We start from the raw sequence: 15158 nt of genomic DNA, 5'->3' as shown, positions 1-15158 counted from the left end.
TTCCACAACCATCCCGCCCCGCTTCAGAATCCGCAGCGATTCTGCGTCAGGCAAACGGGCCCGGACGCACTAGATTCTCAGGACTCTGCCCATCGGCCAGTTTCCCGAACTGCGATTTCAGCAATTTCACGATCCGTGGCGAGAACGCCGACGTATTGCCTCCGTTGTGCGGAGTAATCAGGGCGCCTTCGGCCTTCCACAAGGGGTGGTCCTCCGGGATCGGTTCCGGATCGAAAACGTCAAGGGCCGCCCGCAACCTGCCGGACACCACCTCAGCGGTCAGCGCATCCGAATCCACCACTGCCCCGCGGGCCACATTTACAACGAGCGCGCCGTCCGGCATGGCAGCCAGCACCTCTTCGTTGATCAATTGGTGCGTTGCTTTCGACAGCGGCGTAATGACGACCAGCACTTCGGTTTTCCCGGCCAGCTCCACCAGTTCGTCCACGCCATGGACGTGGCCGCCGTCGTCGTCCCTTGCCGTGCTGCCCACCCGCGTCAGTTCCACCTCGAACGGCTCCAGCCGCTTCGCGATCTCCCGGCCGATGCCGCCCACGCCGACCAGCAATACCTTCCGGTCCGCGAGTGAAAGCCAACGCTGCGGGTTCCAACGCGATTGGGCCTGGTCCTTGACGGCGGTATCTATACCTCGCAACGAGGCGAGTATTAGAGCAACGGCCAGCTCCGCCGTCGACGCCGCATGCACTCCAGCGGCACTGGCCACCGCGACTTCCTCGCCGACAGCCTGCGGAACGCCGTCGTAACCGGTCGTCTGTGTGTGCACCAATTTCAGCTTTGGTGCAGTGGCGAGGGCGTCCAAATGTTTTGCGCCCATATATGGAAGTACGACGGCGTCGATTTCGTCCAGTGCCACATCTTCGGGCTTATTCTCCAAATCCCAAACAGCGGCGCGCATTCCTTCGGGCAGCGGCTGAACCGCTTCCAGCAATTCCCGGTCGGGAAATGTAACGGTCTTGATGATCTGTTCGCTCAGTGCCATAACAGCTACTTTAACCACGGCGGCAGGAACCGCTGAATCCGCCGTCTCGAGCACCGAAGGTCTGGACATGAACCGTGCTGGGTCGTAGGTTCAGGGTTAAGGCAATTATGCCGGACCCAACAGAAGGGCTTTTGTCATGGAGTGGATTATCTGGATTCTCGTGATCATTGCGGTGGTGGCGATTGTTATATGGATGCTGCGGAAGAATTCGGGCCCGACTTCCGGCGGCAGCACACCCGAACAGCGCCATCCCGGAAACCAGCCAGGTTCCGGTGCGAACGAACCGATAGTCGAAGCCGGACCACCGGTGAGCAACACTCCTGCAGCCGGCACAGCCGGAGCCGGCGCCGCTGGTTCCGTTACGGCAGCCGGAGCAGAGCGGGATACCAATGCCGCCACGGCCAATGACGAGCGCTGGCAGAGCGGTTCGTCCGATCCCGTCGACCGCCCGACTGCGCCGGACCGCGGCGCACAGCACACCACGGCTGCTGACGGGACCGTCGACGATACCGCCACCGGACGTGGTGCTGTTCCCCCTGCCGGGCAGGAGGATGACCACAATGCGATGGGCCGCCACAACCTCGGCGAAGACCGCCCGGGTGAAGGGGATGATGACAGCCTGGGCGCAGCCAATATCGGTGAAGACCAGCCAGGCGATCCCGATTACGACAGCTTGGGTTCGAGCAACATCGGCGGACCAGACACCGAGGGGGGACACCACAGTCTCGGATCGCATAATCTCGGCGAAGGCGATGATGCGGTAGTAGAGGACCCCACTCCCACTACCCGTCGAGAGGCCAGGCAGGACGCGGAGGAGCACCAAAATGACGTTGACCGGGACAAGGGAACGCCCTAATCCCTTGCCTGCACGACGGCGGGGCTGGGCCGCCACCGCGGCCATCGCCGTCGTCGTGCTCTCCGGTTGCAGTTCGCCGGATCCAATTGCGCCCAACGCACCCGGAACCGGTTCGGGGTCCTCGAACGGCAGCGGCGGCGGACAGGTTCCTTCCACTCCCGGATCATCTGAAAACGCGCCGCCGGCAACCGATCCCGGCGGCGCTGCCCTGGCCGGTCAGCTGACAGTCACGGGCACAGTAGTCGAGGGACTCAGCTCGCCGTGGTCGATGGCACTCCTGCCCGATGGCACAGTGTTGCTCTCCGAGCGCGATACCGCCGCCATTAAGCTCATTAACGACGGCGAAGTCAGCATGGTCGGAACGGTGGCCAATGTTCAGCCAGGGGGCGAAGGCGGCTTGCTCGGCATCGCCGTCGCCCCGACCTTCGAGCAGGACCGCTACCTCTACGCGTATTACACCAGCGCCACCGACAACCGGATCGTCCGGATGAAGTACAACGGTTCGGGCGCAGACGGCGGCAGTCTCGGTGAGCAGGAAGTCTTGCTGGACGGCATCCCGAAGTCGTTCATCCATAACGGCGGCCGGATCAAGTTTGGCCCGGACGGAATGCTGTATGCCGGAACCGGTGATGCCACCCTGCAGGACGAGGCACAGGACGAGGATTCGCTGGCCGGTAAAATCCTGCGGCTCTCCCCCGACGGCGAACCTGCGGAAGGAAATCCGCTCGGAGACAATCCCGTCTACAGTCTCGGACACCGCAATGTGCAGGGACTCGCGTGGGATTCCGCCGGGCGGCTGTGGGCCAGTGAGTTCGGCCCCGACGTCGACGACGAACTGAACCTGGTTGAACCCGGAAACAACTACGGCTGGCCGGACGTCACCGGAGCACCCGGCGCGGAAGGATTCGTCGACGCGCAGGTCGTTTGGCCTTCAACAGCCACATCATCGCCCAGCGGGATGACCATAGTCGACGACGTTGCCTACATTGGCGGACTGCGCGGACAGCGGCTGTGGGAAGTTCCACTCAACGACGGCGCCGCAGGGAACCCGATCAGCCATTTCCGGGACGAATACGGACGGCTCCGGGATGTCATCACCGGACCGGAAGGCGCATTGTGGGTCGCCACCGACGGGGCGGAAAATCAGCGTATTTTAGGTGTCGAGGGACGTTGATCACACCCGCCCAAACCGATTTCCCTCCCGGGGAAAGTTCCTGCTAGTGTTACTTGTCGTTGCCGCAATTCATCAGCCTGGCTCACGCCGGAAATTGGATTGCGGGACGAGATGCGCCTCTAGCTCAATTGGCAGAGCAATTGACTCTTAATCAATGGGTTCCGGGTTCGAGTCCCGGGGGGCGCACAACTGAAAAGACCGTCTGATCAGGCATTATGCCCGGTTGGGCGGTCTTTCTTTTTTCTCCACAGCCGGGGATCAGCACAAATGCAGGCGTTGAAAAACCGGGTCAGCGGCAATGTGCCTCAGCCCCGGGGCGGCGACTCAGGAGCGGATGGGTCACTGCCGCGCAGCCGGATAATGCCACACCTCAACCCGGTAGGACGGATAGTACTCCTGCCAGCGGGTGTCCCTCGTATCGACCAACTTCGGTTCGCGCATTCGACCCTCCAGACAACATTGTCCATGGCGGCGGGTGAGTGGCTTAGCGCTCGTCGTGGCCGGTGGTGCCGTTCTTTTGCTTAAGAACACCAAGTTCGCCGTCGTTCTCCTCTGGAGAAGCCGCCGGAAGTTCCTCCGCAAGTTTCTTCTTGGCGCTTTCCTCCAACTCGGGAGGAGTCCCGGCCACCGGAGCGGCATGCTTGACGGCCTCTTCGACTCCTTTGTCCGATTTGAGGTCCCAACGGGAGTCGGCCAAGGATTTGATAACGGCCTGCAACTTGCCCCTCAGATCGTCCGAGGAGAGCTGTCCACCGGGCACGAGTGACTTTTCAAGCTGCTGTGCCGAACCGAGCACCGATCGCCCATGATCAGTGATCGACACCTGGTGGCTGCGTCTGTCCTGGCTGCTGCGCACACGTTCAATGTGCCCGTAGGTTTCAAGGCGCGATAAAGTTTTGCCCATGGTCTGAGCCTGCACGTGCACGATTTGGGCCAGCTGAGCCTGCGTCATCGTGCCGTGGCCGGCAAGCACTTCCAGAGCAATTACCCCAGCGTGGGTGACCCCGATGCTTGCCAGCTGCTCGTTCCACGCATGCTCAACGAGACGCGCTGCGGTCGAGAGAAGGCGGCCTGTAGGCCACAATTCCATATCTGGCATACTTGCCACTATAACTCGCAAAAGGGCCTAAATCGTCCAAAACTGCTAAGTAACCTTATATTTATTTGGATAGAGTTCCTGGCACAGCCGAATCCGACCGCAGGGAGAACTATGAGCGACCGACTTTCTACAGGCGATGCAGCACCCGAATTCACACTCAACGATTCGACCGGTCAAGCCGTATCCCTGGCGGATTTCCGCGGCAGCAACGTCGTCGTTTATTTCTACCCCGCGGCCTCCACACCGGGCTGCACCACCGAGGCTTGCGACTTCCGCGACAACCTGAATTCGTTGAAATCCGCCGGATATACCGTGCTCGGCATATCCCCGGATCCGGAGAAAAAGATCGCCAAATTCGTCGAGGAACAGTCCTTGAATTTCCCGCTCCTATCGGACGAAGACCATTCGGTCGCTGAGACGTGGGGAGCCTGGGGCGAGAAGAAGAACTATGGAAAGGTCTATGAGGGCCTGATTCGCTCAACCGTAGTGGTCGACGGCGATGGCAAGGTTGCGCTGGCGCAGTACAACGTGAAGGCCAAGGGACACGTCGAAAAACTGCGGCGGGACCTCAAACTGGACTGATCAGCCATCAGCCCGGAACCGGTAATTTATCTGTGCTCCGGTGGGCCAATTCCTGATCCCGGCTGCTCTGTCTGAGCAGGTAGACTGGGATCCGGCATCAAGCCGCGACGAAAATCGTCCGGCTATTGCCGATGCGCGAGTGGTGAAATTGGTATACACGCCAGATTTAGGTTCTGGTGTCTTCGGACGTGCGGGTTCAAGTCCCGCCTCGCGCACCAACCCAGAAAACTTTTCCTGTCCAACCCATCCGGTTGAGCCAATGCTCCGAACTACCTCTACTACATATCTGTGGCGGGTATGTAGTGAGATTCCCTGAATCGACTCCTCTTATTGATCAGGGACAAATGGGGCGGACGTTTCAGGCAGGGGGCCGGGGCGTCCGCTCCTCCACGTCATCGAACCAGGCGTCCTTTACACTAAAGAGTCGAGGATTTGGGTGCGGTAGACGAGGTGATGACACAGTGCGACGAACGGTGTGGCAACGCGCACTGCTGAAGATTGCCGCCGTCGGCACAGCTTTGTCCCTCGCCGCCTGCACACCTCCGGTCGATCCGCCGACCCCCGGCGGAAGCAGGGGAACTGCCGCCACCATCACCGGACCCGGCAGTTCAGCGCCGGAAATCGACACCACCTTTACGTTTGCCACGGCGGCCAGGCCCGCTGGACTGGATCCCGCGTTGGAGGTCGATGCGGAGTCATACCGGGTCACCCGGCAGATCCTCGAAACTCTCGTCGGAGTGGATCCCGTTACCGGTGGACCCATCCCGAACCTGGCCACCAGGTGGAGCAAAGACGACGACGGGCTTTCCTATACATTCGAACTGCGCGAAGGCATCACATTCCACGACAGCACCGAATTCAATGCTGAGGCGGTTTGCACCAATTTTGAGCGCTGGTTCACGCTTCCGGAACGGCTGCGGGACGAACGGGCCGGACTGCAGTTCCAAACGGTCTTCAAGGGTTTCGCCGACGCGCCCGAACTGTCGATCTATCAAGACTGCGTCGTGGAGGGTCCTCTGCAGGTCACCCTTGAACTGGACGAGCGTTATACCGGCCTCATCCGCGCCCTCAGCATGCCCGCGTTCGGTATCTCCTCCCCCACTGCGCTCAAAGCCAAGGAGGCAGACGTTCTGAGCGAAAAACGCGGGGCCCGGAAACTTTCCAAGTACGCGTTGCACCCGGTTGGCACCGGGCCGTTCACCCTCGAATCCTGGGAGGGCGACGACGTCGTGCTTAAGTCATATCCGGACTACTGGGGCGACCGCGGCCAGGTCCGGAAGGTTATCTTCACGACGATCTCCGACCCGGCGCTGCGGCTTGAAGCCCTCAAGGACGGGCGCGTCGACGGCTACGATCTGGTCACCGTCGAAAATTTTGAGCCGCTGACCAGAGCCGGCATGAAGGTGCTGCTGCGGGATCCATTCTCCGTTTTGTACATGGGCATCAACCAGGATTACGAACCACTCGATGACCCGCTGGTCCGCGAAGCCATGGCCCATGCGGTGGACAAGCAGGCGATCGTTGAGGACTTGTTTATCGATGGCACCGAAACGGCCTACAGCTTCCTGCCGCAGATTTTCGACATCCAGGTGGCGGAAGCGCCCGCGTATGAATACGACGTGCAGGAGGCCAGGGCGCTTCTGAAAGAGTCCAGCTACGACGGCGGGGAAATCCCGTTCTACTACCCGCTGAACGTCACCCGCGCCTATTTGCCCAGCCCGGAAAAGGTCTATGCCAAGCTCAGCCGCCAGCTCACCGCAGCAGGGTTCAACCTGAAACCCGTCCCCGTTGAGTGGTCGGACGGCTACTTGCAAAAGGTTCAGTCGGACGGACCGCACGGACTCCACCTCCTCGGCTGGAGCGGAAGCTACCGCGACCCGGACAATTTCGTCAGCCCGCTGTTCCGGGCCGGGACGGATGAGTTCGGTTTTTCCAATCCCCAGTTGTTCAGCATGATCGACCGGGCGCGCAAACTGCCCATCGGCGAAGAGCGTGTGGAGGCCTACAAGGACATCCAGGAAGCAATCACCGACGGGATACCGGCCGTTCCGCTCGCGTACCCCATTTCCGCCCTCGCCCTGTCGCCGCGGGTGGAAAGCTACCCGGTCAGCCCGGTTCTGGACGAAGTCTTTAACGACATCGTTCTGGTCGACTAGCCAGCGTTGAGGGCGGCGGCGAATTTATGGATCGGGCCGCCTGCGCGGTACGCTCATTAGGCTAGCGCCGTGCCATTGGAGAAGAATTTGACTGCCAGGACCCATGCTGTGAAACACACCAAAACTGCCGACGTCGTTCTTATTGGCGGCGGCATCATGAGCGCCACATTGGGCTCCATCATCCGGCAACTCGAACCGGGCTGGGATATCTCGTTATACGAGCGCCTGGACCGGGCGGGGATGGAAAGCTCGGACCCTTGGAACAACGCCGGTACCGGTCACTCCGCCCTCTGCGAGTTGAACTACAGCCCTGCGTCAGCCGACGGTTCGGTCGACCCCGCTAAAGCGATCAAGATCAACGAGCAGTTCCAGGTCTCCCGCCAGTTCTGGTCGCATATGGTCGCAGGCGGTCATATCGGCGCCCCCCGCAAATTCATCAACCCGATTCCGCACATGAGCTTCGTCTGGGGCGATGGTCCGGCCGAATACCTGCGCCGCCGGTATGAGGCGCTGAAGCCGCAGCCGCTGTTCGAGACGATGGAGCACTCGGAAGACCACGCCAAGCTGGCCGAATGGACCCCGCTGGTGATGGGCGGCCGTGATCCGCAGCAGCGTGTCGCCGCATCCCGGGTGGAAGGCGGCACCGACATCGATTTCGGCTCCCTCACCCGTGAGCTGACCGGCTTCATGGAGCATAACGACGTCGACCTCAACTTCGGCACGGACGTCACCGACGTCGCCCGCGGCACGGATGGCCGCTGGGAAGTCTCGGTCAAGGACCGGGCAACCGACGAGGAAACCACCGTTCGTGCGCGTTTCGTCTTCATCGGCGCCGGCGGCGGTGCCTTGCACCTGCTGCAGCAGACCGGCATTCCCGAGGGTAAAGGTTTCGGCGGCTTCCCTGTCGGCGGGCAGTTCCTGCGTTGCGGCAATGAGGAGATCGTCAACCAGCACAATGCGAAGGTCTACGGCCAGGCTTCCGTCGGCGCGCCGCCGATGTCCGTTCCACACTTGGACACCCGGTTCGTCAATGGCAAGCGGTCCCTGCTCTTCGGCCCGTACGCCGGGTTTTCCACCAAGTTCCTCAAGCGCGGTTCGCTGCTCGATCTTCCGTTGTCATTGCGGCCCAGCAACCTGATTCCGATGCTCGCGGTCGGCAAGGACAACATGGACCTGACCAAGTACCTGGTCACAGAGGTGCTCAAGAGCCGTGAGTCCAAGGACGAAGGCGTGAAGGAGTACTACCCACAGGCCAACGGCGATGCCTGGGAGTTGATCACCGCCGGCCAGCGCGTCCAGGTGATCAAGAAGCATCCCAAGAAGGGCGGCATTCTGCAGTTCGGCACGGAGATGATCACCTCCTCGGATGGTTCCATTGGCGCCCTGCTCGGCGCCTCCCCCGGAGCTTCCACCGCAGCGCCGATCATGTTCGAGATGTTGGAACGTTGCTTCCCGCAGCAGGCTGCGTCCTGGCAACCCAAACTCAAGGAAATGATCCCCGGCTACGGCGTGAAGCTGAACGAGAATCCGCAGTTGGCCCGCGAAATCATGTCCGAAACCGCCAAGGTCCTTCAGCTCTAGCCCTCAGCTCAAGTTATCCTGAAGGACTTCCATGTTCCGATTGGCGAAACTATCGCTCAGTGGCAACGGTTTCGCGGATTTCGAAGAAGGGGACGGAAGCCGCGGCTCCTTGCTCGATGTCGCGGTACGGGCAGCCCTCCCCGAGGACGTCCCGGCGATCATTTCAGTCGACGGACTCAGTGGACGCGGCCAGGGAAATCCTTCTGCTCTTGAATCGGCGGTGACCGATCCGGACCGACATATCGTCGTTGCTGAGTCTGGCGGCTCCCTCGTCGGATGGGGAAAGACCTATTACTGGGACTATGCGGATGATCCCGCACCCGCTGGCCACTATCTTGGCGGAGTGACGGTTCTGCCGGCATGGCGGCGAAGCGGGATCGGCACCGCACTGACCGAAGTCCGGTTGGAATGGATCTGGCAACGAAGCGCTGATGCTTGGTACGTCGTAAACGCCAGGAACCTCACCTCCATTGCGTTGCACAGCAAATGGAACTTCGTAGAGGTAGCCCGCGCATCAAGGTTCCACACCACCTCGTTCATTGGTGGAGCAGGGGTGCTGATGCGGGCACGACTCTTGTAGAACCGCTTGCTGCGGTGGCTTTCGACGGCGGGTGGCCGTCCCGGTCGTCCGCCGGGTTTGGTGTAGCGCTCCTTCACCATCGACAAGGTAACGCGTGCCGACACGGCTAGTAGTTCGTTATCGTTTCGTAATGCTTACCCGTTCAGACATTCGAAAACTGTCGGTGCCAGGTCGTAGCGTTGGTGACATGGACAACGCAGCAGGTTTCAGCACCGGTCCCGGCACCGCCGTCGGTTCAGGTTCTGCTGTGTTGGAGGCGATGGCGGATGAGTTGCGGGTGCTCTCGCACCAGGCGGCTGCAGGCACAGCTGGTGTGGTGGACGCTGGCGAGGCGGCGTTGTTCGCGCACCGGGTGGAGGAACTCTCGCGCACGGTGGAGCATTTACAGGTCGTCGCGGCCGGCCGGCTCGAACAGGCCCGCTCCGACGCCGAATCCGAAGGTAAAACCACCTCGTGGGTGAGTGCGGACGGGCAGGTCCAGCAGGAATACCGGCACACCGCCGACTACCTCCGCGCTGCCCTGCGGATCGGCCGCGGCGAAGCGTCCAAACGGGTCCGCCTCGCCGCCACCTTGCTGCCGAGCACCGGGATGACGGGCGCGATGTCTCGGCTAAGGCCGCGACGGTTGTGACGATGGTGTTGCGGAAGGCAAAGCCGTTGGCGGATCCTGCCACGTTGGCGCGGATGGAGGAGTCGTTGACGGCGACCGCCGGATCCTGCCACGTTGGCGCGGATGGAGGAGTCGTTGACGGCGACCGCCGCGGAACACGATCCGGATTTCGTGAACATCGCCGCGTCCCGGTGGATGAATCACATCGACCAGGACGGCGCCGAACCCTCCGCGGAAGTACTGCGGCACCGGCAGGGCATCTTCACCCGCGCCAAACGGGCAGGGCTGCATCATTTGGAGATCTTCGCCACCGACGACCAGTACGAACACCTGATCACCACCGTCAACACGGCGGCGAATCCGCGTGCCCGAGGCTGCGGCACCGACGACCCCAACCCCGACAGCGGCAGTTCCGGGCAGGACGGCGGAGCCGCTGCGGATGGTGGTGTGCCTGACCCGCGGACGCGGCCGCAAAAACTGCTCGACGGTCTCATCGCCGCCTGCAAAGCAGCCCTCGCCGCCGGCGGCATGCCGGCCACGGGTGGGCACCGGCCGCAGGTGATGGCCGTGATCGACTACCAGGACCTGATCAACGACCTCGACCACACCACAGACGCCGGCACCGGCTCCTACACGTTCACCGGCCCCGTCACCGCGCAGAACATCCGCAAACTTGCCTGTGATGCGGAGATCATGCCCGTCATCCTCAGCACCGAGGGCCGGATCCTGGACGCCGGACCCGGCCAACGCCTCTTCCCGCCGCACCTGCGTAAAGCACTCATCGCCCGCGATGGCGGGTGCGCGTTTCCCGGCTGCTACATGCCCGCCGCCTGGTGCGAAGCCCACCACATCGACTATTGGTCGAAGAACGGTGCCACCAGCACAGATAACGGTGCCATGCTCTGTTCGTTTCATCATCACTTGGTTCATAAGGAAAAATGGCGGATCCACGTCGAAAACGGGGCCCCCTGGTTCATCCCGCCCCAGTACGTCGACCCATACCAAAAACCCTTGCGCAATCACTACTTCGACCGGCGACCCCACACGCACGGCCACCACCAAACACGCCTCCCACTACCCGCCACAGGATAGAGCTGTGTCTTTGCGACTGACCGGCCGATACGCTCTGGGCCAGCATGTTCCATGACGTTCTCAGGCCGACTCTCCCAGTTCTCGCGGAACAGTAGTTACTGCACGTCGTTGAGGCGACGGCGGGCACGGCCGGCCTCGCGGCGTGCATCTTTGGCGGTGCGGACGGCATCGTCCTTCTCGTCTTCCAAAGATCCGATTTCCCGGTCGGCATCCTTGCTGTCCCGTTCAAGTTTCCGCAGCTGCTTCTTCAGCTCTGCGATTTCCCCTTCCAGCTGCTCTTGCCGGGACACCGCCTCTTCGTACCGCTTCTCATTTTCCTGCTGCTCGGACTCAGCCTCTTCCACCCGAAGCTCGGCCTCGTCGAGCTCCGCCCGTGCCTGCTCTTTGCGCCGCTCTTGCTCCTTGGCCTCCGCAGCCTTCTCGGCTTCCCGCTCATCCTGTTTTGACTTCGCGGAATCGCGCTCAGCCTTCTTTGCCTTGTCTGCTGACGACTTATCTTGCTCCGCTTCCCCAGAGCCAGCTCCGGTCTTTTTGGTCTTGCCGGTCTTTCGGGTGGACTGCTTAAGCTGTCCATCGTCTTGGGCCGGTTGTGTGTCCTGGTTCGTCTCCGGTTCAGATTCCGCCTTCTGCTTCGCCTCCGGCTCAGCATCGGCAGATGAATCGGCAGTGTCTTTTTCCTTGGCCCTACCCTTGGCCGCTCCCATCCTCTTGGACGGTTTAGGCGCCACGGCGGTCTTCCCCACGGCTTCCGGAACGGCGACTGCGCCGGACAGATCCACCGGTTCCCACCCGGTCGAGGACAAGGACCGCGTCAGCTGGCCACTCGCCACGGCGTCGGCTGCATCGGTGTCTGCCATTGCGGCCCGTAACGTCTGCTCGACCTCGGTGGCAACCGACTCGCTGACCTTTTGCCCCAACTCATCGGCAACTTCACGCCCGTCCTTCACCACCGATGCCAGGAGGCGGTGCCGTTGATCACTCAGCTCCTTCAACTGTTTCTGGTCAAGGTCCTCCTGCGCCTGCCGCAGCGACGCTCCCAGTTCGAGGACCTCGTCGATCTCCTCCCGCCGTCGCGCAACCAGCATGTTCACCAGCCATGCCGACGTCGAGGGTTTGGGCAATTGACGGACCTGCTTGGCCAACTCCTTATCGCCGGACCGGCCGAGCTCCTTGGCCTGTTTGTTGCGCGCCGCCGTGAACTCTCCGGGCAGCAGAGCATAAAGTTCGACGGCGGCGGTTGCCAGATCCATAACGTCCCCTACAAGTCAGTCGCGGATGCGGACGGCGGTTTCGCGGAGGTACTGATCGACGCGGGAATAGGCGTCCCGGGTCAGGGCCTTCCACAGTTCGAGTGCCAGCGGCGGATTTTCCTTCTCAAGTTCCTGCATGGCGTCCGAAGTGAGCACCATCAGCTGCACAGGCCCGACTGCCTTGACGGTGGTCTCCTGCCGGTCGTCGCTGCCGAGCGCGAGTTCGCCGAAGGTCATGCCCGCAGTGAGCGTCGTCAGTTTCACCCGTCCTTCAGGCCCCGGCACGGTGCTGGTCGTCTTGCCGGAAACGATGAAGAATACCCCACCGAACCGCTGCCCGACGCGGCGGATGACCTCGCCGTCGTCGTAATCCTTGGGTTCCATCAGCGCCTCGAGCGTCTCTGCATCCTCACGCTCGAGCGGGCTCAGCACGGGACTGTCGGCGACCCTGACGACTCCGGGGAACTCCAACTCCAGCCCATACCGCGCGATCAGCTGATTCTCCGACCATTCGACGGCGGCACTGCGGGTTTGAAATGTCGGAACCTCGCGGTCCACATCCTCAAAAGTTTCCGCCAGCGTTCCTTCGCCGTCGATCAGCACCAGTTCACGGCCGGCGTCGGTCAGTTTCTGCCGCACATCCGCAAGCATCCGCAGCGATACATCGGCCACTTCGTCCACCCGGCGCAGGTCCAGGATGACGTGTTCGACGTCGTCTGGCAGGGCGCTGATTTCGCGCACCATGGACTCGGCGCCGGCGAAGAGCAGGTCGCCGTTGAGCTCGATCACGGTGGCGCGGTGGCCGTGTTCCTCGAGGACCTGCGCCACCTCCTCGCCGCGGCGGATGCCCGAGGGGGAACGGGTGATGTCATAGGTGGAGCGGATGGCCGAGCGGCCGGTCCGCCCGGCACGGACGAAGTGCAGCTCCATGTCGCGGGAGATCCGCTGGCAGGTGGCGATGCCGCGCACGCTCGAACCGTGTTCGTCCAACGGCGGGGAGTAGACGGCCAGGCCCAGTTGGCCGGGCAGGACCGCGATGGTGCCGCCGCCGACTCCGCTCTTGGCCGGCATGCCGACGGCACTGACCCAGGCGCCGGCGTCGTCGTACATTCCGCAGGTGATCATTACCGAGAGCACCCGTTCAACTTCGCTGATGTCGAGGACCTGTTGGCCGGTCAGCGGATTTTCGCCGCCGTTGGCCAGCGAGGCGGCCATGATCGACAGGTCGCGGCAGTTCACCAGCACGGAACACTGCCGGACGTAGTCCTCCAGGACCGGTTCCGGGTCGCTCTCGATGATGTCGAACGAGCGCAGCAGGTAGGCCAGGGCGTGGTTGCGGTGTCCGTGGGCGAGTTCGGACTTGTAGATTCTCTCGCTGACGCTGAGCGGCCGGCCGGCGAAGGCCGAGTAATTGTTGAGGATTCGCTTGAACCTGTTGCTGCTGCCGGCACTCTTCACGAGCGAAGTGGCAGTCAGCGCGCCGGCGTTGATCATCGCGTTTTGCGGCCGGCCGGTGCCTTTGGCCAGGGAAATCTCATTGAAGGATTCGCCGGAAGGTTCGACGTCGATCTTCTCATCCACGGTTTCCATGCCTCGGTCGGCCAGCGCCAATCCATACGTGAACGGCTTGGAGATCGACTGGATGGTGAATTCCTCGTCCGTCTCGCCGACCTCGTAAACATAACCGTCGACGGTGGCCAGGCAGATACCGAAATTGTCCGGATCGACCTTGGCCAGGGCGGGAATGGTGCTGGCCGGCTTCCCATCCCGGAGTTGGACAATCTCGTCGTGGATCCTCTGCAAATAGGTCTGGATGGGCGATTCCATGGATGCAACACTATGTGGAATCGAACTCCATGGCCGAAAGAGACGCGGGCGGCGGTTCGACTCGATGCCGTATCGTCAGGAGCTGTGGGTCCATGCGGCCATATAAGGGAGCAACGATGACCAGTACTGATCTGATGAGCCTTGGCGTGATGTCGACATCGCGGAAACGGGACGAGCGGCGTCTGCCAATCCATCCGAAGCACTTCGAGCGCATCGATAAGGACCTGCGTGACCGCATGATCCTTGAACGCGGCTACGGTGAACGTTTCGGGCTCTCGGACGCCCAGCTGGAGCCGTTGGTCGGTCGGATCGGCTCCCGCGAGGAGGTTCTGGCCGGGTCCGACATTGTCCTGTTGCCGAAGCCGCAGGCCGCTGACCTTGCAGAGTTCTCCGATGGACAGATCTTGTGGGGCTGGCCGCACTGTGTTCAGGACCGCGAGGTCACGCAGCTGGCCATCGACCGGCGGCTGACGCTGATCGCTTTCGAAGCCATGAATCACTGGACTTCAGGCGGCGGTTTCGCGCTTCACGTCTTCCACAAAAACAACGAGCTCGCCGGCTATTCATCTGTGCTGCACGCCCTCGAGCTGTGTGGCCAGACCGGCGACTACGGCCGCCGGCTGAGCGCCGTCGTCCTCGGTTTTGGTGCAACTGCCCGCGGTGCCATCACCGCCCTCAACGCCCATGGCGTCAACGATGTGCAGGTGCTCACCAACCGCAATGTCGCCGCCGTCGGCTCGCCAATCCATTCGGTGCGGATCGTCCAATTCGACCACGATGAGTCGGACACGTATAACAGCAACGTGATCACCGACCGTGGCCGCGTTCCGCTTGCGCCGTTTTTGGCGGAGGCGGACATCGTCGTCAACTGCACACTGCAGGATCCGAACGCTCCGTGGATGTACCTGCGCAACGACGACCTTGACGCCTTCGCGCCGGGCAGCCTGATTGTGGACGTTTCATGCGATGAAGGGATGGGTTTCGAGTGGGCGCGTCCGACGTCGTTCGCCGACCCGATGTTCGAGGTTGGCGACCACATCCGTTACTACGCCGTCGACCACAGCCCCTCACACCTCTGGGACTCAGCCACCTGGGAAGTGAGCGAAGCTGTGCTGCCGTTCCTGCGCACGGTGATGGAAGGACCGGCGTCCTGGGACGACGACGACGTGATCAGCCGTGCCATTGAAATCCGCGACGGCGGCATCGTTAATCCGGCGATCCTCGAGTTCCAAAAGCGCTCGCCGGAGTATCCGCACCCCGTATAGACCACACCTGGGCGGAGGTTGTGCGCGGTGGTGGAACCTGAATGTCCCGCCGCGCCACTGTGGCCGGGCTGCGGCAGGACCCGGCC

The 15158-nt window shown here is 62.2% G+C and carries 13 protein-coding genes and 2 tRNA genes; 11 read left to right on the top strand and 4 right to left on the bottom strand.

The features are described 5' to 3' along the window. Nucleotides 1–46: 46 nt before the first annotated feature. Nucleotides 47–1000 (bottom strand): 2-hydroxyacid dehydrogenase, encoded by a 954-nt coding sequence (locus Y707_RS0110590; protein WP_026535068.1) that lies wholly within the window; start codon nt 998–1000, stop codon nt 47–49. Nucleotides 1001–1136: 136 nt separating this feature from the next. Between Y707_RS0110590 and Y707_RS0110585 the strand changes: the two genes are divergently transcribed. From Y707_RS0110585 to Y707_RS0110575, 3 genes are all read left to right on the top strand, one after another. Then, a complete protein-coding gene (locus Y707_RS0110585; protein WP_026535067.1) occupies nt 1137–1856 on the top strand; it encodes a hypothetical protein in 720 nt (239 codons plus the stop codon). After that, on the top strand, nt 1825–3030 hold the full coding sequence (locus Y707_RS0110580; RefSeq protein ID WP_081744784.1) for a PQQ-dependent sugar dehydrogenase: 1206 nt from the start codon (nt 1825–1827) through the stop codon (nt 3028–3030). The genes Y707_RS0110585 and Y707_RS0110580 overlap by 32 nt, the downstream gene beginning before the upstream one ends. Nucleotides 3031–3143: 113 nt before the next feature. Continuing rightward, nucleotides 3144–3216, top strand: a tRNA-Lys gene (locus Y707_RS0110575). A gap of 298 nt (nt 3217–3514) precedes the next feature. On the opposite strand, the gene Y707_RS33255 is transcribed toward Y707_RS0110575, so the two are convergent. Then, nucleotides 3515–4129, bottom strand: a complete 615-nt coding sequence (locus tag Y707_RS33255; RefSeq protein ID WP_081744783.1) for a MarR family winged helix-turn-helix transcriptional regulator — start codon at nt 4127–4129, stop codon at nt 3515–3517. Nucleotides 4130–4240: 111 nt separating this feature from the next. Here Y707_RS33255 and bcp point away from each other — a divergent pair, with 111 nt between their 5' ends. The 7 genes from bcp to Y707_RS25070 all read left to right on the top strand — a co-directional run bounded on the left by bcp (nt 4241) and on the right by Y707_RS25070 (nt 10730). After that, on the top strand, nt 4241–4711 hold the full coding sequence (bcp, locus tag Y707_RS0110560) for a thioredoxin-dependent thiol peroxidase (protein ID WP_026535065.1): 471 nt from the start codon (nt 4241–4243) through the stop codon (nt 4709–4711). A 133-nt stretch (nt 4712–4844) separates the two neighbouring features. Next, nucleotides 4845–4929, top strand: a tRNA-Leu gene (locus Y707_RS0110555). 243 nt (nt 4930–5172) lie between these two features. Beyond that, nucleotides 5173–6867 carry an ABC transporter substrate-binding protein gene (locus Y707_RS0110550; RefSeq protein WP_253905131.1) on the top strand — a complete coding sequence of 565 codons (1695 nt, stop codon included), beginning with the start codon at nt 5173–5175 and terminating at the stop codon, nt 6865–6867. 108 nt (nt 6868–6975) lie between these two features. Beyond that, nucleotides 6976–8448 (top strand): malate:quinone oxidoreductase, encoded by a 1473-nt coding sequence (locus Y707_RS0110545; RefSeq protein WP_026535063.1) that lies wholly within the window; start codon nt 6976–6978, stop codon nt 8446–8448. Nucleotides 8449–8479: 31 nt separating this feature from the next. After that, nucleotides 8480–9028: a GNAT family N-acetyltransferase gene (locus Y707_RS25075; protein WP_081744780.1), complete on the top strand. Its 549-nt coding sequence runs from the start codon at nt 8480–8482 to the stop codon at nt 9026–9028. Nucleotides 9029–9215: 187 nt separating this feature from the next. Next, nucleotides 9216–9659: a hypothetical protein gene (locus Y707_RS28985; RefSeq protein ID WP_051441869.1), complete on the top strand. Its 444-nt coding sequence runs from the start codon at nt 9216–9218 to the stop codon at nt 9657–9659. A gap of 102 nt (nt 9660–9761) precedes the next feature. Next, the gene (locus Y707_RS25070; protein WP_051441868.1) at nt 9762–10730 is read left to right on the top strand and encodes an HNH endonuclease signature motif containing protein; all 969 of its coding nucleotides are present in this window, start codon (nt 9762–9764) and stop codon (nt 10728–10730) included. Between the two features lie 95 nt (nt 10731–10825). Here the strand turns inward: Y707_RS25070 and Y707_RS25065 are convergent, their stop codons facing one another. Further along, nucleotides 10826–11980, bottom strand: coding sequence for a hypothetical protein (locus Y707_RS25065; protein WP_035781221.1), 1155 nt, complete (start codon nt 11978–11980; stop codon nt 10826–10828). A gap of 15 nt (nt 11981–11995) precedes the next feature. After that, complete coding sequence (gene glsA / locus Y707_RS0110525) at nt 11996–13807, bottom strand: glutaminase A (protein WP_026535062.1); 1812 nt, start codon at nt 13805–13807, stop codon at nt 11996–11998. 116 nt (nt 13808–13923) lie between these two features. On the opposite strand from glsA, the gene Y707_RS0110520 reads away from it, so the two are divergent. After that, complete coding sequence (locus Y707_RS0110520) at nt 13924–15072, top strand: N(5)-(carboxyethyl)ornithine synthase (RefSeq protein WP_026535061.1); 1149 nt, start codon at nt 13924–13926, stop codon at nt 15070–15072. The last annotated feature ends 86 nt before the right edge of the window (nt 15073–15158 follow it).

It is taken from the genome of Arthrobacter sp. H14 (assembly GCF_000520495.1).
GTDB lineage: Bacteria > Actinomycetota > Actinomycetes > Actinomycetales > Micrococcaceae > Arthrobacter_C.
The sequence above is the reverse complement of the archived record's forward strand: the minus strand, read 5'-3'. Positions and strand labels throughout refer to the sequence as shown.